This is a genomic window from Hymenobacter sp. UYAg731 (genome assembly GCF_054061335.1).
Window position 1 is genome coordinate 864417 of sequence record NZ_JBSSEC010000002.1, and the last position, 24078, is coordinate 888494.

The following is a 24078-nucleotide window of genomic DNA, read 5'->3' on the forward strand; positions in this document are numbered from 1 at the left end:
TTCACGGTGCGGGCAGCTACCTTTACCATTCGGAATACCGTCCCGGCTTTGCCCCGGTACTCCTACTTGGTTTCCTTTCCTCTCATCGCTCCGGTTTTTTAGGCTGTTTGACGCGGCCGCTGGCTGGTAGTGCTTCTTGCCGGGTAGCGGGCCGCCGGCGCGTTGCGCATTGGCCGGCCACGGGTTCTGCCCATTGTATTTATTGCCTCGGTTATCTATGAAAATTTCGGTTGTCATCCCCGCTTACAATGAGGAAGAAAACCTGCCCGAAATAGCCCGGCAGGTGAAGCTGAACCTGACCGGCCGCTACGAGCGCGAAGTAATTTTTGTGAATGACGGCAGCAGCGACGGCACCGCCCGGGTGCTGCACGAGCTGTGCGCCGCCGACCCCGAGCTGCACTATGTCTCGCTGTCGCGCAATTTTGGCCACCAAAGTGCCCTGCGCGCCGGCCTGGCCTATGCCACCGGCGACTGCGTTATTTCCCTTGATGCCGACCTGCAACATCCGCCCGCCCTACTGCCCGAGCTGCTGGCGCAATGGGTGGCGGGCTACGACATTGTGTACACGCGCCGCCGCGACGATGCCCGTGAGCCCTGGCTGAAGCGCCGCACGTCGCGTGCTTTCTACGAGACGATGAACACGCTGTCGAGCGTGAACTTTGAGCCCGGCACCGCCGACTACCGCCTGCTCGACCGCCGGGTGGTGGACGTTATTCAGGCCAGCCCCGACATCGACTTATTCCTCCGGGGCTTTATTCACTGGGTGGGCTTCCGGCAGAAGCGCATCGACTACACGCCCGAGCCGCGCTTCCGGGGCAAAACCAAGTACACCGTGCGCAAGATGCTGAAGCTGGCGCTCAGCGGCATTACTTCCTTTAGCGTGCGGCCGCTGCACCTGGCCACGCTGGCCGGGGCCATTGTTTCAGGGCTGGCTTTTCTGTATGCCTTCTACGCGCTTTATATTCTCATATTCACCAACCGGGCCGTGTCTGGGTGGGCCTCGGTGCTGCTGAGCGTACTCTTTATTGGTGGCATTCAGCTGCTAGTGCTGGGCATTATGGGCGAGTACATCGGCAAGCTTTTCGAGCAGGCCAAGGGCCGCCCGCCCTACCTGGTGCAGGCCACTGATGATGCCCTGGGCACCCCCGACCGCCACCCCGCCCGCAGCTGGACCCCCGACGTTCCGACGGAACCAACTTCCGAGAAATGATAAATCGACTACGCCACTTCTGGCTCCGTTACCCCGAGCAAATCACGATTGCGGGCCTGCTGCTCACGCACCTGCTGGTGATGTGTCTGCTCTTTGGCAACGTGCTACGGCACCCGGCCACCTACGTTCTGGCCCCCGGCGGCGACGGCCTCAAAAGCTACTACGCCCTGCTCTACTACGTGCTTTACGACCACGGAATGCAGTTTACCGGTATGCATTACCCATACGGTGAGCTATTTATCTACACCGATGGCTTCCCGCTGCTGGCTTGGCTCCTGAAAGCCTGGAAAGGCGTATTCGGCATCAGCAGCGGCGGCATTGTGGCCGCCATGAACCTGGCCGTGCTGCTGTCGTCGCTGCCGGCCTCGGCGCTGGTCTACGCGCTGTTGCGGCGCAGTTCGGTGGGGCGGGTGTTCGCGGCGGCGGCGGCGTTGGTCATCGTGTTTTTGTCGCCCCAGTTTTTGCGCACCACCGGGCACCTCACGCTGGCGCTGCCTTTCGTGGTGCCGCTGCTGTGGTACCTGCAGGTGCGGCTGAGCGCCGCCGGGGCGCGGCGGGTCATGTGGCTGGCGGTATACGTGCTGGTAGTGATACTGCTGGGCTTTGTGCATCCTTACTACTTGCTGCATGCCTTCCTGCTGCCGGTGGTCACGGCCGGGGTGCTGGCCCTGCAGCAACTGGGCCGCCAGCGTGACTGGTGGCGCCTGCCCGCCTGGCTGCTAGTGGCCGGTACCACGCCGCTGGTGGTGTTCCGGGTCATCATTTCGCTGCTGGATACCATGCACGACCGGCCGGTGAATCCCTACGGCCTGCTGGCGTTTCATACCAACTTTGCCAGCGTCTTCGGCCCCACCGTCGAGCCGTTCGCCACCGCTTTCCAGTTCATTTTCAAGAGCGAGCCCACCATTGCCGAAGGCTGGGACTACGTGGGCCTGCCGGTGATAGTGGCCCTGCTGTTCTGGATTTTCCGGGCCGTGGGCTACCTGCTGCGGTGGCGGCCGGGTCTGGTGCTGCGGCCGGTGCTGCCCGCGCCGCTACGGGCTACGACGTGGGCGGTGGTGCCCATTCTGCTGTTTGCCATGGCGTGGCCGTTTGTGTTTGAGCCCTTTTCCGGCCTGCCCGATTTGCTGCCGGCCATCAAGCAGTTCCGGGCGCTGGGGCGCTTTGCGTGGCTGTTTTATTTCGTGATTGGGGTGTGGGCCGCCGTTCAGTATTGGCAGCTATACCGGTTGCTGCGGCAGCGGCGGCTGGCGCGTTTCGGCACCCTGCTGCTGGTGGTGGCCATCGGCATCTGGGGCATGGAAGCCAAGTACCAGCTGAACTGGGTGGCTCCCATGTTTTCCAACAATGAAATAGCCGACGATTTCCTCTGCACCAATGAGGGCTACGTGGAAGCCCTGGGCCAGGTGGGCCGCTACCCCGACAGTTTCCAGGCCATTGTGCCGCTCCCGTATTATTCGCTGGGCTCCGAAAAATTTGGGCTGGAGCCCACGCAAACCAGCAGCTACGAGAGCTTCCGGGCCTCGCTGAACCTGCACCTGCCGCTGGCCGCCACCATGATGTCGCGCACCAGCGTCGAGCAAACCCTGCAGCTGCTGGAGCTCTTCTCCTCCGACCTTACCCCCAAGCGCTGGACCCGCCAACTGCCCGACCAGCGCCCCCTGCTGGTGGTGGCCTCCGCCGTCGATTCGCTACGGCCCGCCGAAACTGCCCTGCTCCGGCGCGGCGGCAAGCTGCTGGGGCGCTACAAGCAGGTGAAGCTCTACGAGCTGCCCATCAGCGCTTTTGCCACCGACCGCCCCGAGCGCGAGCAAAAATGGTTTGCCGAGCATCAACCCACGCTGCTGCACGAAGGCGCGCTGTGGCGCACCCAGCCCGGGGCCGCCGTGGTATGGCAGTCCTTTGAGCAGGAGCACGCCCCGGGCGAGGTGGGCTTTACGCAGTCCGGGGCCGCGCACCTGCGCCGGGGCACGCTGCCGTTGTTCGAGGGGCCGCTGCCCAACGCCCTACCCACCGACACCGCCACTTACGAGTTGAGCGTATGGGCGTATGCCAAAAACAATGACTGGCTGCCCTCCATTAGCTACTGGCAATTTGCCCCCGATGGCCAGCAGGTGGCCTACGTGAGCGAAACCCTGAACCGAAGCACCGAAATAAGCGGCAGTTGGGTGCGCTACAGCACCATCGTTCACTTGCTGAACCCGGCCAACCGCGTCAAGGTGGAAATGGCGGGCAGCGACATTATTGTCGATGATTTGCTGATTCGGCCCCGTACCACCAACGTGTACTGGCTGGACAGTGCCGGGCACCCCGTGCTGAACGGCTTCCCGCTGGCAGCGAGCCCGCCCGAAACACACTAAATTTGATTTGATAAGGCCGGGCTGGCTGGTCCCATCATTACCTCGCATCTATTCCCCTTGGAGCTCTCCGTCATCATCCCCATCTACAACGAGGAAAGTACCCTGGGGGAGCTGTACCCGCGCGTGCGCAACGTGCTGGAAGGCATGGGCCTGACGGGCGGCTACGAAATGATTTTCGTCAACGATGGCTCCCGTGACCGGTCGCTGGCTCTGCTCCTGGACCTGGCCGCCCGCGACTCCCGGGTGCGCTACATCGACCTGAGTCGCAATTTCGGCCACCAGATTGCCGTCACGGCCGGCCTCGACAACGCCAATGGTGCGGCCGTCGTCATCATCGATGCCGACTTGCAGGACCCGCCCGAACTCATTCCCGAGCTCTACCGCAAGCTGCGCACTGGCTACGAAGTGGTATACGCCAAGCGCCGCTCCCGGCAGGGCGAGAGCGTGGCCAAAAAGTTTACCGCCCGCCTGTTCTACCGCATTCTGGCCAGCATCACCAATGTGTCTATCCCGGTCGATACCGGCGACTTCCGCATCATTTCCCACAAAGTGGTGAAAGGGCTGCGGCAGATGCCCGAGCAGAACAAGTTTCTGCGCGGCCAGATTTCCTGGATTGGCTACCGTCAGACTTTCGTGGAGTACGACCGCGCCGAGCGCGCCGGGGGCGAAACCGGCTACACCTACCGCAAGATGATTCGGCTGGCGCTAGATGGCATCACCGCCTTCTCCGACGTGCCCCTGAAAGCGGCCACGCTCATGGGCTTCACCGTGTCGGGCATTGCCTTTCTGGTGATGCTCTACACGCTTTACTCGCGGTTTATCAGCCACGACTACGAGCCGGGCTGGGCTTCGCTGATGGTGAGCATCCTGTTTCTGGGCGGGGTGCAGCTCATTGCCATCGGCATCATCGGTGAGTACATGGCTCGCATGTCGGCCAACGTGCGGCAGCGCCCCCTCTATTTTATCGCCGATACCAACCTGCCCACCGTGGACGTGCCGGATTTAGCGGAGGCAGCGCCCCGCAGCTGAGCAAATTCGGGGGCGAGCGGGTCGTAAGTTCGCCCCATGCTTCGCATTCAGAATTACCTCAACGGCCAGCTGGTGCCACCGCAGGCCGGCCACTACCTCGACAATGTAGACCCCGCCACCGGCCAGGTCTACGGCCAGATTCCCGACTCCGGCCCCGAAGACGTGGCCACCGCCGTGGCCGCCGCCGAAGCCGCCCTGCCCGCCTGGCGCAAGTTGCCGGCCGAAGACCGGGGGCGCCTGCTGGTAAAAATTGCCGACCTCATCGACGCCAACCTCGACCGCCTGGCCCGTGCCGAAAGCCAGGACAACGGCAAGCCCCTGAGCCTGGCCCGCGTGATGGACATTCCTCGGGCGGCCTCCAATTTCCACTTCTTCGGCACTGCCGCCGGCCATTTCGCCACCGAGGCCCACGTGCAGGAAGGCGTGGCCGTGAATTACACCGTGCGCCACCCCGTGGGCGTGGTGGGCTGCATCTCGCCCTGGAACCTGCCGCTCTACCTCTTCACCTGGAAAATTGCGCCAGCCCTCGCTGTGGGCTGCTGCGTGGTGGCCAAGCCGTCGGAAATAACCCCGGCTACGGCGTTTTTGCTCAGTGAATTGTGCATTGAAGCCGGCCTGCCGGCGGGCGTCCTCAACATCATCCACGGCAATGGGCCGAACTGCGGACAAGCCATCGTGGAGCATCCGGGCATTAAGGCCATCAGCTTCACGGGCGGCACGGCCACCGGGCGGCACCTGGCTGCCACCGCCGCACCCATGTTCAAAAAGCTCAGCCTGGAGCTGGGCGGCAAAAACCCGAATATCATCTTCACCGATTGCGACCTGGCCGCCGCCGTGGCCACCAGCATCCGCAGCAGCTTCTCCAACCAGGGCCAGATTTGCCTGTGCGGCTCGCGCATTTTCATCGAGCGCCCCATTTACGAGGCCTTCAAAACTGAGTTTCTGAAGCAGCTTCAGGACCAGAAAATTGGCGACCCGCTCGAAGCCGACACCAGACAGGGTGCGCTGGTAAGCGAAGCCCACCTAAATAAAGTGCTGGCTTACATCAAGCTGGCGCACGCAGAAGGCGGCGTACTCCTCGCTGGCGGCCACCGCACCACCGTGCCCGGCCGTTGCGAAAACGGCTATTTCCTCGAACCCACGGTCTTCGAAAACCTGCCTTTCGACTGCCGTACCAACCAGGAAGAAATTTTCGGCCCGGTGGTCACCCTCACGCCCTTCGACACCGACGAGGAAGCCCTGATGATGGCCAACAGCACCGATTATGGCCTCTCCGCCACCCTCTGGACCCGCGACCTGCAACGTGCCCACCGCGTGGCGCACCAGCTGCACAGCGGCATCGTCTGGATAAATACCTGGCTGCACCGCGACCTGCGTACGCCCTTCGGCGGCATGAAAAACTCCGGCGTCGGCCGCGAGGGCGGGCTGGAGGCACTCCGGTTTTTCACCGAGGCGCAAAACGTGTGCGTGAAGCTTTAAAAAGTTACTCCCGCATACACTTCCGCTACTGACACCTCGCAGGCTATGCTGCTCAAATCCAGCGCAGTGCTCAGGTCGCGGGTTTCAGTGAGCACCCAGCGGCCCAGGTCATCCAGGGTGTGTAGCTCGGCGTGGATGGCCTGCGCGTCCAGCGTCAGGTACTGGCGCAGGCTGGGCACCTGGCGGTAGAGCATGAATTTCTCGCTGCGGTCGTACTGGCTGGTAGTGGGCGAAAGCACCTCCACCAGCAGCGTGGGGTTCAGCAGTGTATCGGGCTTTTTTGCTTCGTTGAATTCCGGCTTGCCGCACACCACCGTCAGGTCCGGATACACGAAGGCGCTGCCGCTCATGATTTGCAGGCGCTGGTCGCTGCCCACCACCGAGCAGCCTTTGCCGCGTAGTTGGCTGCCAATTTCTATGGTCAGGTTTGCGCAAATCAGGTTGTGGGCGTAGCCCGCCCCGGCCATGGCGCGGATTTCGCCCTGAAAATATTCGTGCTTGAATTCCGCCTCACGCTCCAGGCGCAGGTATTCTTCGGGCGAAACGTAGCTGGTGGGTTCGGTTTGGAAGGCAGGCTGGGCCATAATGCAAGCACAATAAGGGAATTACCCAAAAGTACGAAGTCAACCCCGCCCTTGTCCTTACCTTTGCGGGCTAAACCGCCCGACTGCCCCGAATGCCCCACACCACCCCCGATTATTACGCCCATCCCACTGCCATCCTCGACGAGGGGTGCCAGATAGGCCGGGGTAGCCGCATCTGGCACTTCTGCCACGTTTGCGCCGGGGCCGACATCGGCGAAGAATGTAACCTGGGCCAGAACGTGTTCGTGGCCGATGGCGTGACCCTGGGCCGCAACGTAAAAGTGCAGAACAACGTGAGCCTCTACGGCGGCGTGGTCTGCGAAGACGATGTATTCCTCGGCCCTTCGGTGGTATTCACCAACGTGAAAAACCCGCGCAGCGCCGTGCCCCGCAAAGGCCCCGGCCAGTACCAGACCACTCACCTGGAGCAGGGCGTCACGATTGGGGCCAACGCCACCATTGTGTGTGGCACGCGGCTGGGCCGCTACGCCTTCGTGGGCGCGGGCAGCGTGGTCACGCACGACGTTCCGGCCTATGCCCTCGTATACGGCACGCCCGCCCGCCCGCAGGGCTGGATGAGCGCCAACGGCCACCGCCTGACCTTCGACCAAAACGGCCGTGCTACCTGCCCCGAAAGCAGCGAACAATACGAGTTGAGCGCCGACCAGCAGTCGGTGCGCCCCGTGGCCCCGGGCGTGGCCAAGCGGCCCCGGGCAAACTCATAATTCATAATTCATCACTCATAATTCCAGCAGTGTACGACCAACTATTGCGCAAAGAGGCCACCCTGGCCGTCATCGGCCTCGGTTACGTGGGCCTGCCCATTGCCCTCGAATTTGCCAAGCAACTCAAGGTGATTGGCTTCGACATCAACGCCGGCCGCGTGGCCCAGATGAAAGCTGGTATCGACCCCAGCGGCGAGCTTGAAAAGGAGGACTTTGATGGCTGCGACATCACCTTCACCGATTCGCTGGAAGTGCTGCGCCAGGCGCAATTCTACATCGTGGCCGTGCCCACGCCCATCGACGAGCACGCCCAGCCCGACCTCAAGCCCTTGCTCGGCGCGTCCGGCTCGGTGGGCAAGGTGCTGAAAAAGGGGGACTACGTGGTGTTTGAAAGCACCGTATATCCCGGCTGCACCGAGGAAGACTGCATTCCGGTGATGGAAAAGCTCTCGGGCCTGAAGTTTCCGGTCGATTTTAAAGTGGGCTACTCGCCCGAACGCATCAACCCCGGCGACAAGGAGCACACCCTCACGAGCATCGTGAAGGTAGTGGCCGGCTGCGACGAGGAGAGCCTCGACGTGATTGCCAAAGTGTACGAACTGGTGGTGAAGGCCGGTGTGCATCGCGCCAGCAGCATCCGCGTAGCCGAGGCCGCCAAAATCATCGAAAACACCCAGCGCGACGTCAACATCGCCCTGATGAACGAGCTGTCGATGATTTTCGACCGCATGAACATCAACACCTACGAAGTGCTGGAAGCCGCTGGCACCAAGTGGAACTTCCTGCGGTTTTCGCCCGGTCTGGTGGGCGGTCATTGCATCGGCGTCGACCCGTACTACCTGACCTACAAGGCGAAAGAGCTGGGCTACGACGCCAAAGTTATTCTGTCGGGCCGCACCACCAACGATAACATGGGAGCCTACATCGCCCGCAAAACGGTGCAGATGATGATTAAGAAAGGCAAGGACGTGGCCAAAAGCCGCGTGCTGGTGATGGGTGCCACCTTCAAGGAGAACGTGGAGGACATCCGCAACTCGAAAGTGGCCGACGTAATTCAGGAGCTGAAAAACTTCTCGGTGAACGTGGATATCGTGGACCCGCACGCCGATTCCGATGAGTTGCATCACGAATACGGCTTCCGCCTGACCCATAACGATGATGTGCGCACCGACTACGACGCCGTAATTGTGGCCGTGAGCCACACGCCCTACGCCTCGAAGGACGAAGCCTACTTCCAGTCCATCACTTCTGACAATGCCGTGCTGGTCGACATCAAAGGCCTATACCGCGGCAAGATGAAGGACCTGCAATACTGGAGCCTGTAGAACTGACAACACAGAATATGAGCAAGATTCTCGTTACCGGCGGTGCCGGCTACATTGGCTCCCACGCGGTGGTGGCGCTCCAGCAGGCGGGCTATCAGCCGGTTATCGTGGATAATTTCAGTAACTCGGAAGAGTCGGCCCTGGCCGGCATCGAGTCGATTCTGGGCGCGAAGGTGCCGACTTACCGCATCGACTGCGCCGACGCGGCGGCCTTGCGCGGCGTGTTCGAATCGGAGAAAGACATTCAGGGCGTGATTCACTTTGCGGCTTACAAAGCGGTGGGTGAATCGGTGGCCAAGCCGCTGGCGTACTTCCAGAACAACGTGGGCTCGCTGCTGACGCTGCTGGGCGTGATGGCCGACTTTAAGGTGCAGAATCTGGTGTTTTCGTCGTCATGCACCGTGTACGGCATTCCCGATGCGCTGCCCGTGACGGAAAACACGCCCACCAAGCCCGCTTCGTCGCCCTACGGCCGCACCAAGCAGATGTGCGAAGACGTAGTGCGCGACATATCGGCCGCGCCCACCAACGAGCTGCATACCATTCTGTTGCGCTATTTTAATCCCATCGGAGCCCACGAATCGGCTAAGATTGGCGAGCTGCCGCTGGGCGTGCCCAACAACCTGGTCCCCTTCATCACCCAGACGGCGGCCGGCATCCGCGAGCAGCTTACCATCAACGGCGGCGACTACGATACCGTGGACGGCACCAACGTGCGCGACTATATCCACGTCGTGGATTTGGCCAAGGCCCACGTCGTGGCCGTGCAACGCCTGCTGGACCGCAAGGGCAGCGAAACGGTGGAAACCTTTAACGTGGGCACCGGCCACGGCAACTCGGTGCTGGAAGTAGTGCAGACTTTTGAGCAGGTAAGCGGCCAGAAGCTGAACTACCGCATCGGCCCGCGCCGGGCCGGTGATGTGCCCGCCATCTACGCCGATGCCACCAAAGCTGCGGAAGGGCTGGGCTTCAAAACCGAAACTTCCCTGGCTGATTCGCTGGCCAGCGCCTGGAAATGGCAGCAGACATTGGTTAAGAAATAACTATATAGAACGTCAGGCGGCGCGTAGTGAAGCCTGACAAACAATTAACATCATGAAAATCCTCATCACCGGCGGCGCCGGCTTCATCGGCTCCCACGTTGTTCGGCTCTTCGTAACGAAATATCCCGAGCACCAGATTCTCAACCTCGATGCGCTGACCTACGCCGGCAATCTGGAGAACCTGCGCGACATTGAAAACGCGTCGAACTACAAGTTCATCAAGGGCGATATTTCCGACCAGAACTTTATCGACCAGCTGTTTGCCAACGAAGAGCCCGATGCCGTGATTCACCTCGCGGCCGAGTCGCACGTCGACCGCAGCATCACCGACCCGATGGCTTTCGTGAAAACCAACGTCATCGGCACCGTGAATCTGCTGAACGCGGCCCGCAACCTGTGGCAGCCCGGCGGCTACGACGGCCACGTATTCTACCATGTGAGCACCGACGAAGTGTACGGCTCGCTGGACTTCGGCCCCGAGATGTTCACCGAAAGCACAGCCTACGACCCCCGCTCGCCCTACTCGGCCTCGAAAGCCAGTTCCGACCACTTTGTGCGCGCCTGGCACCATACCTACGGCATGCCCATCAAGCTGAGTAACTGCTCGAACAACTACGGCCCCAACCACTTCCCCGAGAAGCTGATTCCGCTGGCCATCCACCGCCTGCGCACCGGCCAGCCGGTGCCCGTGTACGGCAAAGGCGAGAACGTGCGCGACTGGCTCTTCGTGAAGGACCACGCCACGGCCATCGACGCGGTGTTCCACAAAGGCAAAAACGGCGATACCTACAACATTGGCGGCGTAAATGAGTGGCAGAACCTGAAGCTCATCGAGCTGCTCTGCGATGTGGTGGACGAGAAAACCGGTCAGGCGCAGGGTATCTCGCGCAAGCTCATTAAGTTCGTGACCGACCGCGCCGGCCACGACATGCGCTATGCCATCGACTCCAGCAAAATCATGAACGAGTTGGGCTGGAAGCCGTCCGTGACCTTCGAGCAGGGCCTGGCTCAGACCGTGGATTGGTATCTCGCCAACGAAGAGTGGCTCAACAGCGTAACGAGCGGCGCGTACCAGGACTACAACCAGAAGCAGTACGCGGGACGGTAGCGCGCCAGTTAAGAGTTAAAGGTTAGGAGTTGATGCTTAGGCAACTTATGCTACCAGGACTACAACTCTTAACTCCTGATTTTTAACTCTTAACTAAACGAAGTGTACGAAAACCCCTTCCACGAGCAGCCGCTCGATAAGCTGACCTTTCTCGTTACCGGCGGCGCGGGCTTCATCGGCTCCAACATCGTGGAGTACCTGCTGAAGTACGGCGTGAAAAAAGTGCGGACGCTGGACAATTATTCCAACGGTTTCCGCAAGAACCTGGCGCTGTTTTCGGGCGATTCCCGCTTGGAAATCATCGAGGGCGACATCCGCGACGCTGCCACCTGCGCCGCCGCCTGCGAGGGCGTGGACGTAGTGCTGCACGAGGCCGCCCTCGGCTCGGTACCGCGTTCTATAAAGGACCCGGTGCTGACGAATGATGTGAACGTGGGTGGCTTTGTGCAGATGCTGACCGCTGCTAAGGACGCTGGCGTGAAGCGCTTCGTGTACGCGGCTTCGAGTTCGACATACGGCGACCACCCCGGCCTGCCCAAGGTGGAGGACCGCATCGGCAAGCCGCTCTCGCCCTACGCGGTGACCAAATATGCCAACGAGCTGTACGCCGACGTGTTTGCGAAGACCTACGGCATGGAAATCGTGGGCCTGCGCTACTTCAACATCTTCGGCCCGCGCCAAGACCCGGGTGGAGCCTACGCGGCGGTGATTCCGCTCTTTATCGACGCAATTCTGCAAAACACGCCGCCCACGCTCAACGGCGACGGTGGCCAGACCCGCGACTTCACCTTCGTGGAAAACTGCGTGGAAGCCAATATCCGCGCTGCGCTGGTGCAGAATCCGGAGGCTTTGGGCCAAGTGTACAATATCGCCGTGGGCGACCGCACGTCGCTGGTGCAGATGTACGACATCCTGCGCGAGGAAGCCGGGTCGGATTTGGCTCCCAAGTTCGGGCCGGACCGCGCTGGGGACATCCGCGATTCGCTGGCCGATATCTCGAAGGCCAACCGCCTGTTGGGTTACCAGCCGCAGGTGCGTATCCGCGAGGGTTTGCAGCAAACGCTGGCGTGGTTCAAGGCCAACCAAGCGTTTATTGCAGAGCGTAATTAAGTTGTGGCCTGGACTCTGCGAGTCCGGGCGTTAGTCCAGATTCTCCAACTCCCGGACTCGCAGAGTTCAGGCTACAATTCTCACCTATGAAAGGAATTATCCTCGCCGGCGGCTCCGGCACCCGCCTGCACCCGCTCACGCTGGCCGTCTCGAAGCAGCTCATGCCCGTGTACGACAAGCCGATGATTTATTATCCGCTGACGATTCTGCTCTCGGCGGGCATTCGGGAAGTGCTGATTATCACCACGCCTCACGACCAGGAGCAGTTCAAAAAGCTGCTGGGCGACGGCAAAAACCTGGGCTGCGATTTCCAGTACGTGGTGCAGGAAGTGCCCAACGGCCTGGCCCAGGCCTTCGTGCTGGGAGCCGATTTCATTGGCAAAGACAAGGTGGCGCTGGTGCTCGGCGACAACATTTTCTACGGTGCCGGCCTGGAGGAACTGCTGAAATCGAACAACGACCCCCAGGGCGGCGTGGTGTTCGCCTACCATGTTCACGACCCCGAACGCTACGGCGTGGTAGAATTTGACGCCGATAAAAAAGCCCTCAGCATTGAGGAGAAGCCGGCCAAGCCCAAGAGCAATTACGCCGTCCCGGGCCTGTATTTCTACGACAACGACGTAGTAGAAATCGCCAAGAACCTCGAAATGAGCCCGCGCGGCGAATACGAAATCACCGACGTGAACCGCGAGTATCTCAAGCGTGGCACCCTGAAAGTGGGTATCCTCGGCCGGGGCACGGCCTGGCTCGATACCGGCACGTTCGAAAGCCTGATGCAGGCCGGCGAATTCGTGAAAGTAATTGAGCAGCGCCAGGGTTTGAAAGTGGGCTCGATTGAAGAAGCGGCTTACCGTCAGGGATTTATTAATGCCGACCAGCTCCGCGCCATTGCCGCTCCGCTGCGCAAAAGCGGCTACGGCGATTACCTGATGAACCTGCCTGACCAGTTAATGCTGGAAGCTTAACACGTTGCGCTTAATGAAGAATGAGGAGTGCAGAATTATCCCAGTGGTAATTCTGCACTCCTCATTCTTCATTAAGGGTAGCGCTTACTCGTCCAAGTACTGGTGTACGAACTTGATGGCCATGCTGCCCTCGCCCACGGCGGAGGCCACGCGGGCCATGGCCCCGGCTCGGCTGTCGCCGGCCGCGAAGATGCCGGGTACGCAGGTTTCGAGCAGGTAAGGCTCCCGGTCTTTCTTCCAGACTTCGGCGTAGCGCGGGTCGGTCACGAGGTCGCGGCCGGTGAGGAGGAAGCCTTTGCCGTCGCACAGCACCTGGTCGCACACCCATTCGGTGCTGGGTTTGGCTCCGATGAACACGAACAGGGCGCGGGCCGGCCGTTTTTCGACCGTGCCGTTCACGTCCACCATCACGGCTTCGAGGTGGTCCTGCCCGCACACTTCCTTGATTTGGGAGTGCGGCAGCAATTCAATGTTGGGCGTGGTGCGAATCTGCTCAATGAGATAGGCCGACATACTGGCGGCGAGGTCAGCCCCGCGAATGACGATGAACACCCGGCGGGCGTAGGTGGCCAGGTACATGGCCGCCTGTCCGGCCGAGTTGCCGCCGCCCACAATGTACACATCCTGCTCGTCGCAGCTGCGTGCCTCGGTGCGCGCCGCGCCATAGTACACACCCGCGCCGCTCAGGCGCTCCATGCCCGGCACATCGAGGGTGCGGTAGCTCACGCCGGTGGTGAGGACCACGGCCTTGGTGCTGATTTCGCGGCCGTCGCTCAGGGTCAGGACTTTGTAGCCATCCTGAATGCAGAGTTCGGCCACTTCCTGCGGAGCCAGGAACTCGGCCCCGAGGCGCACGGCCTGCGTCCAGGCCCGGAAGGCCAGCTCGGCTCCACTCAGGCCGGTGGGAAAGCCCAGGTAGTTTTCGATGCGCGAGCTGGTGCCGGCCTGCCCACCCGGCGTCTGCCGCTCGATGATGAGAGTTTTAAGTCCTTCGCTGGCTCCGTACACGGCGGCGGCCAGGCCTGATGGTCCGGCCCCCACCACCACCACGTCATATAGGTCCTGCAAAGGCTGGTTGGCGATGTTCAGGTGCTCGGCCAGGGCGGCTTTGGTGGGGTTGGCCACGGCCTGGCCATCGGCGCAGATAACCAGCGGCAGGTCGGTGGAGGTGAAGCCCCGAGACTTTACCAGCTCCTTGGCTTCGGGGCTGGTTTCGTAGTCGAGCCACTGGTAGCCCACCATGTAGCCGCTGAGGAAATCCTTGAGCTCGTGCGAGAGCGGCGACCATTGAAACCCAATGAGTCGGATGCCGCCAAACTTGGGCTTGTGCGTAACCTGCCAGGCCGTGAGCAAGTCGTGCAGAATCGGGTAAAGTAGGTTTTCGGGCGGGTCCCAGGGCTTCATCAGGTAATGGTCGAGCCGGGCCGAGTTGATGGCCCGCACGGCGGCCTCGGTATCGGCGTAGGCCGTGAGCAGCACGCGCTTGGCATCCGGAAAAAACTCGCGCGAGGCCGTGAGCAGCTCCACGCCTTCCAGCTCGGGCATGCGCTGGTCGGCCACGATGAGGGCCAGCGGCTCCTCCTTTTCGTACAGTTCCTTAATGGTAGTGAGCGCCTCGGGGCCGGAGTTCACGCGCAGAATGCGGTACTCGGCGCTGAACTCCTGGCGCAGGTCGCGGGCAATGGCGGCCAGCACCTGCGGGTCGTCGTCGACGGCGAGGATAATGGGTTTTTTATCGGACATGATGAAGAGGCTGATTAGTTGGCGACCGGCAGCCAGGCGCAGAATTCGGTGTGGCCCGGCTCAGATTGGACTTCCAGCCGCCCGTCGTGCTGCCGGATAATCTGCTGGGCAATATCGAGGCCCAGCCCCGAGCCGTCGCCGGCCTGCTTGGTGGTATAGAAGGGCTCGAAGATGTGCGGCAGCACGTCGGCCGGAATGCCGGTGCCGTTGTCAATCAAAAATACGCGCACGAAGCCACCTTCCCGCTGGGTGCGCAGGGTAATTTCGCCGCCCTGCGCGGGCAGCGCATCAATGGCGTTATCCAGCAGGTTGGTCCACACCTGATTCAGGCTGCTCACTCGCCCGCGAATGGGTGGCAGGCCGGCCGCGAAATCCCGCACAACCCGCACGTTCTTCTGCCGCAGCTGGAAGCCCAGCATATTGAGCGTGCTTTCCAGGCCAACCGTCACATCGAGCGGCTCGAAGCCGCCGGCGCGGTCCATGTGCGAGTAGGTTTTCACATCGGCCACCAGCTTGCTGATGCGGCTGCCGGCTTCCTGCACGTCGCGCACCAGCTGCATGGTGGTGAGCTGCCCTTCGAGCCAGGCAAAAGCCGCCGGGCGGGCGGCGGGCGGCAGCAACTCGGCCACGGTGGCCAGGGCGGCGGGCGTCACGCCGGCTTCGAGCAGGGCCGGGGCCAGGTGGTAGCCGTTGGGCACGTTGTGAGTGGCGAGCCAGTCGCCCAACTCGTCTTCGGCATCGGCACGGGCCAGGGCGCTTTGGGGGGGCTGGGCCTCTGCGCTGGGTACGGCTAAGCCGGTGAGGGCCCGCATGGCTTCGGATGATGGGCAGTGGCCTACCAACTCCACAAACAACGCGGGCTTGGCCCCCACGCGGTTGGACAGCGCCTGGGCGGCGCGGGCAATGGCGGCGGCGGGGTTGTTCAGCTCGTGGGCCAGGCCGGCCGAGAGCTTGCCCAGGGCGCGCAGCTTGTCGTCGCGCTCCTGGCCGCGCACCTGGTCGCGGCTGCGGTCGTTCATAATGGCCACGAGGCGCTGCACCAGCTCGGGGCTGGCCTGCTCCAGGGCCGGAAACTGGTCGCGGTGCAGCAGGTACAGCACGGTTTCGCCGGTGGCGGTGCCCTGGTTTTTTACCTCGCGCAGCCGGGAATAAGGCAGTACGCCCGATACTTGCCTGGTCTCGACCCGAAATATCGGCGTGGGCGTCCCGTCCTGCCCGGCGTAGAACTGAATGCCGCCGCGCACCACCGCCATCATAAAATCGGCCGCCGCGCCAACATCGATGATAATCTCATTGGGCGCGTAGGTCCTGGCTTCGCCGTGGGCCAGCAGCCAGGCCAGCGTGTCGGCGGGCAGGCCGGCGAAGGCGGTGATGGGGGAGAGGTCGGCGGGGGTAAGGGTAATAGGAATAGCCATGTTTGAATAACGCAAAGCGGGAGGCGGTTGTTGGGAGGCAAATTCGGTGGGAAAGCAGGCATCCAGGCGTTTTACCCGTTCTTTGAGCCTCACCTTCCTCTCAAAACGTATGCGCTCTACTTTTACTTTTCGCTTGCTGCTGGTCGGCCTGTTTTTCTGGTTAAACGGTCCGGCCGTCTTGCGCGCCCAAATGCTGGACGCCACCTTTCAGCCCACCGTGCTGAAGACGCCGATTGCCTCGCTGCTCCAGTCGGGGGTGAATGCGCTGGCTGTGCAGCCCGACGGGAAAATACTGACGGCGGGCGGCTTCGATTTCGTGAACGGTGCAATGGTGGGCAAGCTCCAACGCCTGAACGCTGACGGCACGACCGATGCCACGTTCAACGTGGGTGGCACCGGGGCCAACGGTTTCCTTTCAAGCATTGTGCTTCAGCCCGACGGCAAAATTTTAGTGGGCGGCGGCTTCACCACGTTCAACGGCCAAGCCTTGGCGATGGTGGTGCGGCTCAACGCCAACGGGTCGCTGGACCCCGGATTTATCTTCGCCACGGCCAACTCCACCCGCCAAATCAGCAGCATCGCATTGCAGCCAGATGGCAAAATACTGGTGGGCAGCGGAAATTCCCAACCAAGCGCCACGAACCCGCAAATTGGCGGACTGGTGCGCCTGCTGCCCAACGGTGCCTTGGATGCTTCGTTCAACATCGGAACCGGCATAACCCAAGGCGGTCTGGTATCGGCCATTCTGGTGCAGGCGGATGGCAACATTGTGGTGGGCGGCTCTTTTGTGGATTTCAATGGCCAAAACCTGCCTTTGCTGGTTCGCCTGACCCCCAGCGGGGCCTTCGACCCGACCTTTATTTACAATACACCCAACACCGCTTACTATGTTGGAGGTACTATATCGGCCTTGTTACAACAGCCGGATGGTAAACTGCTGGCAGCCGGAAATTTTGGGTTGTCTGTTGCCGCACCCTCCGTGCGTATCACGCGCTTTCTGTCGGATGGAACCATCGATAATACGTTTCAGACCGGCACTGGCCCCAATAGCTCCGTGCGGAGCATGGCTCGGGACCCCAGCGGCAACATCATCATCGGCGGCGCTTTCACCCAGGTAAACGGCATAAACCGCAACCGCCTGGCCCGCCTGACTTCTACAGGTGCGCTCGATGTGAACTATGGCGACCCCGCCGGGGCCAGTTCCACCGTCAATGCCGTGGCGCTCACGCCGGGCGGTCAAGCCGTGGTCGGCGGCGCTTTTGCACAATACAATACCGTGGCGAACACCGCCGGCCTCGTACGGCTGAACGCCACTACGGGGCTGCTGGATAACGCGTTCGCACCGGCCATTGAAGCACGGGGCACTTTCAACCAAGCGGTGCCTCTGGCCAGTGGGCAGTTGCTGGTAAACGGAAATTTCACCCAATTAAATGGATTCGCCGTGCCGGGTACAAACGCGTCGGTGCGCCGCCTCAACGCTAATGGCACCCTCGACCCGAGCTTTGCTTCGCAGGCTACCGCTACTGGCCTAATCCAGGCCGTGCAGCCTAATGGCAGTTTCTATCTGTTGGCCACCCAACTAAGCACTCCTACGGCACCTTCCTTTCTCCAGCGGTTGCTGGGGACGGGGGCAGTCGACAATGGGTTCACGGCAGCCCTCTTCGGACCCACCACCGGCAGCGTACTCAACTGGGCCCAGCCACAAGGTGCCATCGCTCAGTCCAGTGGCCGGCTGCTGGTCTTTGGGCGTTTCACCAGCTACGGCAGCCTTACCGGCCTGAGCGGGTTGGTGCGCCTGAACGCCGACGGGACACCCGACAATAGCTTCACGCCGGCCGCCGGCACGGCCACGCGCCGGGTGCTGCAAGTGCTGACACAGCCCAGCGGTAAACTGCTGGTGGTGAGCGATGACACCAACAGCCCCGGCACCACGCTGGTACGTCTCAACGCCGACGGCACTGCCGACAATACCTTCACGGTGGGTACGGCCGCTGGTACTGGGGCTATCTATAGTGTGCTGGTTCAGCCCGATGGACGGCTGCTGGTAAGCGGAGGCTTCACCAGCTTCAACGGCCAGGCAACGCCCTACGGCCTGACGCGCCTGACCGTGGACGGCGCGGCCGACCCGACCTTTTCGGGCTTAACCAGCAATTATTCCGTGTTCGCAGTGCAGCCCGACGGTCGTTTGGTGGCTTCTCGCAACTTTGCTAACCCCTTGCGGGCTGCCAGCGAGTTGGTGCGCCTCAACCCCGATGGCAGCCTTGATACCGGCTTCGCGCCAGTGGCCATTCCCCAAAGTATTTTTAACGGCGATGACGTGGTAATTGGCGTGGCCTTCCAGCCCATTGATGGCAAAATGCTGCTCTACGGCTCGTTCCGTTACATAGCTGGGCAAGTCCGAATTGGCCTGGCCCGCCTCACCAACATTGGGCTGGCCACCAAGGCAGCCACTTTGCTGTTGCCGCTGATGCTATACCCCAACCCCGCCCACGCGACTGTCACCATCGAAATGCCCGCTAGCGCCGCCACTCGCTCTGCCACATTGCTCGACCTGAGCGGCCGCACCGTGCGCCGCTGGACCGTGTCCGCCCGGCAGGCCGAAAACCAAATTAATCTGCAAGGTGTAGCTGCCGGCGTGTATCTGTTGCAAGTGCGCGCCGAGGATGCCCTGTATCAGGAGAAACTGGTAGTCGCGCCATAAAGCCATTTGAAAATACATACTACCGATGACAGAATTTCTGCAACAACTCTCGCGTCTCCTCGTGGCCGCCCTGCTAATCAGTACGCTGGCTCCCGCTGCCTACGCCCAGCAGCCGGCGCGCAAAGCCACCCGGGTCGATTCGCTCCGCGCGGCCCGCAACGCGCCCATTACGTTCTCGCCCGTCGTCTTCACTATGGTCAGTGGCAAGCAGGTGCGCGGCTACGTGACCAGCTACGACCTGTTCATGCACGACAAAGTGGAGTGCTATGAGCAGCCGCCCAACCAGCTGCCCCCGCCGCACGCCAAGGAAATGGCCGTCGAGCGCATCCAGACCATGACCGTGGAGGGCCACACCCTCGACGCCCTCACCAAAAACGGCAAGCCCCTGGGCATGCTGGCCGAAAACATGACATCAGCCGGCAGCACCAAAACGTACGGCTACTTCATCACCAAGGCCAACATGTACATTCCGATTCCTTCGCCAACTTTCACCGCGTTTATTCCAGTGGGCTCGCACGATAAATACTTCTGGTTCGTGCAGCCGGACGGCGGCACTATTCAGGAGGTGCCACACGGCGGCAAAGCCTTCGCCACCCTCATGGCCACCGCTTTTGCCGACTACCCGGAGCTGGCCGCCCGCGTTCGGCAGCAGGCCTCTGGCGCCGAATTCAAGGACATGCCTAAGCTGGTGCAGGAGTACAACGCGCACTTTGCCGTGGGCAAATAGCCCCGCCCAAACCCATTTGCGAAGCAACTTTTCCGGCCCCAAAAGCCTTGTTGCTACACCCCATCAGTCCAGAAATCTACCCCTATGGCCAAAGCCAGAACCGTCTATTTTTGCCAGTCCTGCGGCGCGCAATCCTCGAAATGGATAGGCCGCTGCCCCGTGTGCGGCGAGTGGAACACCTACGTCGAAGAGGTAATTCAGAAGGAAACCGTGGCCACCACCACCGGCCAGTGGAAACCCGCCAGCACTGTGCCCGGCGGCAATACCAAGAAGGCCGCCAAATCGGTACCGCTCAACGATATCCAGGCCGAAGACGAGCCCCGCATCCTCACCCCCGACGGCGAACTGAATCGCGTGCTGGGCGGCGGCATCGTGCCGGGCTCCATCATCCTCATCGGCGGCGAGCCGGGCATCGGCAAGAGCACGCTCATGCTTCAGATTGCCCTCAGCCTGCGCAAAATGAAGGTGCTGTATGTGAGCGGCGAGGAAAGCGAAGCCCAGATAAAAATGCGCGCCGAGCGCATGGCCGACGGCCAGCACCCCGGCTGCTACATCCTCACGGAAACCAACACCCAGAATATCTTCCGGCAGATTGACCAGGTGCAGCCCAACATTCTCGTCATCGACTCCATCCAGACCATGCACTCCACGCTGGTGGAAAGCGGCGCGGGCAGCGTAAGCCAGGTGCGCGAATGCACCGCTGAGTTCCTGAAATTCGCAAAGGAAACCAGCACGCCGGTCATGCTCATCGGCCACATCACGAAGGACGGCAGCATTGCCGGCCCCAAAATTCTAGAGCACATGGTGGACACCGTGCTTCAGTTCGAGGGCGACCGGCACATGAGCTACCGCATCCTGCGCACCACCAAAAACCGCTTTGGCAGCACTTCGGAATTAGGGATTTATGAGATGCAGGGCGATGGCCTGCGGCAGGTGAGCAACCCCTCCGAAATCCTGCTCTCGCAGCGCGGCGAAAGCCTGAGCGGCATGGCCATCGGGGCCACGCTGGAAGGCAACCGCCCGTTGCTGGTCGAAGTACAGGCCCTGGTATCGCCCACGTCCTATGGCACGCCGCAGCGCAGCAGCACCGGCTTCGATGCCAAGCGCCTGCAAATGCTGCTGGCCGTGCTCGAAAAGCGCGCCGGCTTGCGCCTGGGCCAGCACGATGTATTTCTTAACATTGCCGGCGGCCTGCGCCTCGACGACCCCGCGTTGGACATGGCCGTATGCGCCGCCGTAGTTTCCTCGCTCAACGACCTGCCCATTCCTGGCAACGTGTGCCTGGCGGCCGAAGTAGGCCTGAGCGGTGAAATCCGGGCCGTGAGCCGCCTCGACCAGCGACTGGCCGAAGCCGAAAAACTGGGTTTTCAGCAGATGTACGTGTCCCAGTTCAATGGCAAAGGATTGGACTTAGCCCGGTTTGGCCTGAAAGTGCATGCCGTGAGCCGGCTCGACGAAGTATTGCAGGGCTTGTTCGGGTAGGAAAAAGCAGCTTGATTATCAGCGAGTGGCCACAAATGTTTGCGGCCACTCGCCGCCCACCCACCGGGCCAGCCGCAAAAGGCCGAAATTTAGATTTGGATTTTATAAACGAAAAAGCCTTATCTTCGGATTGCTGATAGGCTTTTACCGCGAATGGCCTGGTAAACACCGTCAGTTCTATCCATTGTCTGGTTAGCTGCTGGAACCGTTTCAACGGCCCGGCGCTGGTTTTTATTGTCATGATATTATCTTTTGTCACTTGCGCGCGCCGGCTGGTCGGAGCGGCTCTGGTTCTGGCCCCACTGCTGGGCCATACCCAAGGCCGGACTACGGTAGTAGGTGCCGCTGCTAAAACGGCTTCGGTTGCTGCCACCACCTCGGCGGGTACTGCCACCCTCACCGGCCGGGTGAGTGGTCCTACCACCGATTCCGTGGCTATTTCGTTGCGTGAAAATCCGCTTGACCCCAAGGAAAGGCTGTTCCGGGTGCCCCTCAACGACAAGGGCGATTTCAAGGTGGTGGTGCCCGTGAGCGGGGCCACCAAGGCCGATTTTGTGTATGGTGATGATGTGGCTCCGCTGTTCTTAGACCCCGGCACCGACATGGACGTGCGTTTCAAGGGCAGCGACATGTCGGGCACGCTCCGCTTCAAGCCCAACGATGTGCCCTCCGGCTTTGCCACCAAGCTGCGCAACCGCGCGAACCTGACCGAGGAGCAACGCCACCGCCAGCAAGCGGCCAACGCCAACAACTATCTGGTAGAAGCTGATGCCCAGTTTGTGGAAAACGATGGTTTTCAGGTATTGCCCGATAACATTCAGCTCTACGAAGCCCCGTTCCTGTCCTTCCTGGAGTACCGCCGCAAGCACGAGTATGAGTTCTTGGAAGACCACGCGGCCAAGCAGTCCTTCACCCAGGAGTTCTACAACTACGCCCACGCCGAAGTGGTGTACGCCTACGCCAACGACAAGCTGACCTTTCAGGACCTGCGCGAGCAGGTGGTGAACACCGAGGGCCGCCTGAAAATGGCCCCCGACTATTACAACTTCCTGCGCGAGCCCGGCCTGCTGAACGAGCCCAACGCCGTGCAGAGCGAGTTGTACCACGAGTTTCTGCTCAACTACGTGCATTTCACCGTGGCGCAGGACCACCACCAGCGTTCCGACCCCGACTTTTATCCGGCCTGCTACGCGCTGGCCAGCAAGAAGCTCACCGGCCCGTCGCGGGCCGTCATTCTAGGCCGGGTGTTGCAGGAGTCGTTCCGGTTTGGGCATGTCAAGCAGTCGGCCGCCATGCTGGCCGATTTCCGCAACTACGACCCCAAAAACCAGTACTATCCCACGCTGCAAACCGATTTCAACCTGCACAAGGATTTTGCCATCGGGGCCCCGGCTCCCGATTTTAAGCTGCCCACCGCCACCGGCGACACCGTGCATCTGCACGATTTTGCCGGCAAGCTGGTGTACCTCAACTTCTGGAAAAGCACCAACGGCCTGTGTTTGCGCGACTTGGCCTACGCGCAGGAGCTGATGCGCAAGTTTGAGGGCAAGAACATTACCTTCATCAACATTGCCCTCGATGAGAACGAGCAGGCCTGGCGCTCGCTCGTGACCGTGAAAAAACTGCCCGGCGTGCAGGCGCGTATTCCCGGTGGAGGGCTGCGCTCGGTGGTGGCCAAGGAGTATGCTTTGCAGGAAGTACCCACCTACATGCTAGTGGGCGAGGATGGTACCTTCCTCAACACCAAGCCCAAGCGCCTGAGTAGCCGCGCCGCCGTGGACGAAATCAACCAATCCTTCGGCAAGGCCAGCACCTACACCAGCGCCATCGATTTCCCGGCCACCAAGAAATAAGCGTCCGGCCGAACGCAACCGAAGTAGCGCGAACTTTGTAGTTCGCGTCTCCGCGCCCCTGAAACTTCTCCCGGCGCGGAGACGCGAACTACAAAGTTCGCGCTACTGCTTTTAGCCCCTTCTTATGTCCGTGCTCACTGATAGCCTCAATGTTTTGTCGAAAGCCACTCCGCTGCGGGTCTGGAACGCGACGCAAATCATTGGCTCCTACATTCTGAGCAAGATTACGGGCAAGGCTCGCCTGCGCGGCCTGCCCATGGCGCTCAGCTTCGAGCCCACCACCAGCTGCAACCTGCGCTGCCCGGAGTGCCCCAGCGGCCTGCGCTCGTTCACGCGGCCCACGGGCATGCTGCAAGGCGACTTGTTCAAGCGCACGATTGACGAAGTGGCCAGCCGGCTGTGGTACCTGATTTTCTATTTCCAGGGTGAGCCGTACCTGCACCCGCAGTTTCTGGAACTGGTGAAATACGCGGCCGATAAAGGCATTTACACCGCCACCAGCACCAACGCGCACTACCTCAACGACCAGAACGCCCGCAAAACCGTGGAAAGCGGCCTTGACCGCCTCATCATCTCCCTCGATGGCACCACGCAGGACGTGTACCAGCAGTACCGCGTGGGCGGCAAACTGGAAAAGGTGCTCGAAGGCACCCGTAATGTGGTGAAATGGCGCAAAGAGCTGAAATCGAGTACGCCGCGCATTATCTTCCAGTTTCTGGTGGTGCGGCCCAACGAACACCAGATTGACGACGCCAAGCAGCTGGCCGAGGCGTTGGGCGTGGATGACGTGTGGTTCAAAACCGCGCAGATTTACGACCACGCGCAGGGCTCGCCGCTCATTCCCACCATCGACTACTACTCGCGCTACCAGAACAACGGCGACAACACCTGGAGCCTGAAAAACAAGCTGGTCGACCATTGCTGGAAAATGTGGCACTCCTGCGTCATCACCTGGGACGGCCTGGTAGTGCCCTGCTGCTTCGACAAGGACGCCGAGTACCGCCAAGGCGACCTCAAAACCGAAACCTTCCGCCAGCTCTGGCGCGGTCCCAAGTACCAGCAGTTTCGCGGCAGCCTTCTCAAAGGCCGCGACCAGATTGAGATGTGCCGCAACTGCTCAGAAGGCACTAAGGTGTGGGGGTGAAAAAGTTAAGAGTTAAAGGTTAGGAGTTAAGAGTTGTCAGAACGGCAATTCTTAACTCCTAACCTTTAACTCTTA

18 protein-coding genes are annotated in these 24078 nt (G+C 61.2%); 15 read left to right on the forward strand and 3 right to left on the reverse strand.

Annotated features, from left to right (window positions below; translation table 11 throughout):
• Positions 1–217 precede the first annotated feature (217 nt).
• Genes ACVWYF_RS08070 through ACVWYF_RS08085 form a run of 4 tightly spaced genes read left to right on the forward strand, consistent with a single transcriptional unit; the run spans position 218 to position 6078 of the window.
• Positions 218–1210, forward strand: coding sequence for a glycosyltransferase family 2 protein (locus ACVWYF_RS08070; protein ID WP_457066428.1), 993 nt, complete (start codon positions 218–220; stop codon positions 1208–1210).
• A complete protein-coding gene (locus tag ACVWYF_RS08075; RefSeq protein ID WP_457066430.1) occupies positions 1207–3570 on the forward strand; it encodes a hypothetical protein in 2364 nt (787 codons plus the stop codon). The genes ACVWYF_RS08070 and ACVWYF_RS08075 overlap by 4 nt, the downstream gene beginning before the upstream one ends.
• A 57-nt stretch (positions 3571–3627) precedes the next feature.
• Positions 3628–4599 (forward strand): glycosyltransferase family 2 protein, encoded by a 972-nt coding sequence (locus ACVWYF_RS08080; RefSeq protein WP_457066432.1) that lies wholly within the window; start codon positions 3628–3630, stop codon positions 4597–4599.
• A 36-nt stretch (positions 4600–4635) separates the two neighbouring features.
• Positions 4636–6078: an aldehyde dehydrogenase gene (locus ACVWYF_RS08085; protein WP_457066434.1), complete on the forward strand. Its 1443-nt coding sequence runs from the start codon at positions 4636–4638 to the stop codon at positions 6076–6078.
• Here the strand turns inward: ACVWYF_RS08085 and ACVWYF_RS08090 are convergent.
• On the reverse strand, positions 6075–6662 hold the full coding sequence (locus ACVWYF_RS08090; RefSeq protein WP_457066436.1) for a Uma2 family endonuclease: 588 nt from the start codon (positions 6660–6662) through the stop codon (positions 6075–6077). The genes ACVWYF_RS08085 and ACVWYF_RS08090 overlap by 4 nt on opposite strands.
• Before the next feature lie 92 nt (positions 6663–6754).
• Here ACVWYF_RS08090 and ACVWYF_RS08095 point away from each other — a divergent pair, with 92 nt between their 5' ends.
• The 6 genes from ACVWYF_RS08095 (at position 6755) to rfbA (ending at position 12938) form a co-directional block, all read left to right on the forward strand.
• Positions 6755–7387: an acyltransferase gene (locus ACVWYF_RS08095; protein WP_457066438.1), complete on the forward strand. Its 633-nt coding sequence runs from the start codon at positions 6755–6757 to the stop codon at positions 7385–7387.
• Between the two features lie 29 nt (positions 7388–7416).
• Positions 7417–8712: a nucleotide sugar dehydrogenase gene (locus ACVWYF_RS08100; RefSeq protein ID WP_457066439.1), complete on the forward strand. Its 1296-nt coding sequence runs from the start codon at positions 7417–7419 to the stop codon at positions 8710–8712.
• Between the two features lie 17 nt (positions 8713–8729).
• The gene (gene galE, locus ACVWYF_RS08105; RefSeq protein ID WP_457066441.1) at positions 8730–9755 is read left to right on the forward strand and encodes a UDP-glucose 4-epimerase GalE; all 1026 of its coding nucleotides are present in this window, start codon (positions 8730–8732) and stop codon (positions 9753–9755) included.
• Between the two features lie 52 nt (positions 9756–9807).
• Positions 9808–10863 (forward strand): dTDP-glucose 4,6-dehydratase, encoded by a 1056-nt coding sequence (gene rfbB, locus ACVWYF_RS08110; protein ID WP_457066443.1) that lies wholly within the window; start codon positions 9808–9810, stop codon positions 10861–10863.
• 102 nt (positions 10864–10965) lie between these two features.
• Positions 10966–11973: an SDR family oxidoreductase gene (locus ACVWYF_RS08115; RefSeq protein ID WP_457066445.1), complete on the forward strand. Its 1008-nt coding sequence runs from the start codon at positions 10966–10968 to the stop codon at positions 11971–11973.
• Between the two features lie 86 nt (positions 11974–12059).
• Positions 12060–12938 carry a glucose-1-phosphate thymidylyltransferase RfbA gene (gene rfbA / locus ACVWYF_RS08120; protein ID WP_457066447.1) on the forward strand — a complete coding sequence of 293 codons (879 nt, stop codon included), beginning with the start codon at positions 12060–12062 and terminating at the stop codon, positions 12936–12938.
• 84 nt (positions 12939–13022) lie between these two features.
• Here the strand turns inward: rfbA and ACVWYF_RS08125 are convergent, their stop codons facing one another.
• Positions 13023–14681 carry an FAD-dependent oxidoreductase gene (locus tag ACVWYF_RS08125; protein WP_457066449.1) on the reverse strand — a complete coding sequence of 553 codons (1659 nt, stop codon included), beginning with the start codon at positions 14679–14681 and terminating at the stop codon, positions 13023–13025.
• Positions 14682–14695: 14 nt separating this feature from the next.
• The gene (locus ACVWYF_RS08130) at positions 14696–16096 is read right to left on the reverse strand and encodes a sensor histidine kinase (protein ID WP_457066451.1); all 1401 of its coding nucleotides are present in this window, start codon (positions 16094–16096) and stop codon (positions 14696–14698) included.
• 109 nt (positions 16097–16205) lie between these two features.
• Here ACVWYF_RS08130 and ACVWYF_RS08135 point away from each other — a divergent pair, with 109 nt between their 5' ends.
• The 5 genes from ACVWYF_RS08135 to ACVWYF_RS08155 all read left to right on the forward strand — a co-directional run bounded on the left by ACVWYF_RS08135 (position 16206) and on the right by ACVWYF_RS08155 (position 24003).
• Positions 16206–18797, forward strand: a complete 2592-nt coding sequence (locus ACVWYF_RS08135) for a T9SS type A sorting domain-containing protein (protein WP_457066453.1) — start codon at positions 16206–16208, stop codon at positions 18795–18797.
• 25 nt (positions 18798–18822) lie between these two features.
• Complete coding sequence (locus ACVWYF_RS08140; protein ID WP_457066455.1) at positions 18823–19524, forward strand: hypothetical protein; 702 nt, start codon at positions 18823–18825, stop codon at positions 19522–19524.
• Positions 19525–19608: 84 nt separating this feature from the next.
• Positions 19609–21006, forward strand: a complete 1398-nt coding sequence (radA, locus tag ACVWYF_RS08145; RefSeq protein ID WP_457066457.1) for a DNA repair protein RadA — start codon at positions 19609–19611, stop codon at positions 21004–21006.
• 239 nt (positions 21007–21245) lie between these two features.
• Positions 21246–22859, forward strand: a complete 1614-nt coding sequence (locus ACVWYF_RS08150) for a TlpA family protein disulfide reductase (RefSeq protein ID WP_457066459.1) — start codon at positions 21246–21248, stop codon at positions 22857–22859.
• Positions 22860–22983: 124 nt separating this feature from the next.
• Positions 22984–24003 carry an SPASM domain-containing protein gene (locus ACVWYF_RS08155; protein WP_457066461.1) on the forward strand — a complete coding sequence of 340 codons (1020 nt, stop codon included), beginning with the start codon at positions 22984–22986 and terminating at the stop codon, positions 24001–24003.
• The last annotated feature ends 75 nt before the right edge of the window (positions 24004–24078 follow it).

Excerpts from the sequence above, each read along its gene's own strand:
- ACVWYF_RS08070 (WP_457066428.1), top strand. The coding sequence starts at position 218 with ATGAAAATTTCGGTTGTCATCCCCGCTTACAATGAGGAAGAAAACCTG.
- ACVWYF_RS08075 (WP_457066430.1), top strand. The coding sequence starts at position 1,207 with ATGATAAATCGACTACGCCACTTCTGGCTCCGTTACCCCGAGCAAATC.
- ACVWYF_RS08085 (WP_457066434.1), top strand. The coding sequence starts at position 4,636 with ATGCTTCGCATTCAGAATTACCTCAACGGCCAGCTGGTGCCACCGCAG.
- ACVWYF_RS08090 (WP_457066436.1), bottom strand. The coding sequence starts at position 6,662 with ATGGCCCAGCCTGCCTTCCAAACCGAACCCACCAGCTACGTTTCGCCC.
- ACVWYF_RS08095 (WP_457066438.1), top strand. The coding sequence starts at position 6,755 with ATGCCCCACACCACCCCCGATTATTACGCCCATCCCACTGCCATCCTC.
- galE (WP_457066441.1), top strand. The coding sequence starts at position 8,730 with ATGAGCAAGATTCTCGTTACCGGCGGTGCCGGCTACATTGGCTCCCAC.
- rfbB (WP_457066443.1), top strand. The coding sequence starts at position 9,808 with ATGAAAATCCTCATCACCGGCGGCGCCGGCTTCATCGGCTCCCACGTT.
- rfbA (WP_457066447.1), top strand. The coding sequence starts at position 12,060 with ATGAAAGGAATTATCCTCGCCGGCGGCTCCGGCACCCGCCTGCACCCG.
- ACVWYF_RS08125 (WP_457066449.1), bottom strand. The coding sequence starts at position 14,681 with ATGTCCGATAAAAAACCCATTATCCTCGCCGTCGACGACGACCCGCAG.
- ACVWYF_RS08130 (WP_457066451.1), bottom strand. The coding sequence starts at position 16,096 with ATGGCTATTCCTATTACCCTTACCCCCGCCGACCTCTCCCCCATCACC.
- ACVWYF_RS08135 (WP_457066453.1), top strand. The coding sequence starts at position 16,206 with ATGCGCTCTACTTTTACTTTTCGCTTGCTGCTGGTCGGCCTGTTTTTC.
- ACVWYF_RS08140 (WP_457066455.1), top strand. The coding sequence starts at position 18,823 with ATGACAGAATTTCTGCAACAACTCTCGCGTCTCCTCGTGGCCGCCCTG.
- radA (WP_457066457.1), top strand. The coding sequence starts at position 19,609 with ATGGCCAAAGCCAGAACCGTCTATTTTTGCCAGTCCTGCGGCGCGCAA.
- ACVWYF_RS08150 (WP_457066459.1), top strand. The coding sequence starts at position 21,246 with ATGATATTATCTTTTGTCACTTGCGCGCGCCGGCTGGTCGGAGCGGCT.
- ACVWYF_RS08155 (WP_457066461.1), top strand. The coding sequence starts at position 22,984 with ATGTCCGTGCTCACTGATAGCCTCAATGTTTTGTCGAAAGCCACTCCG.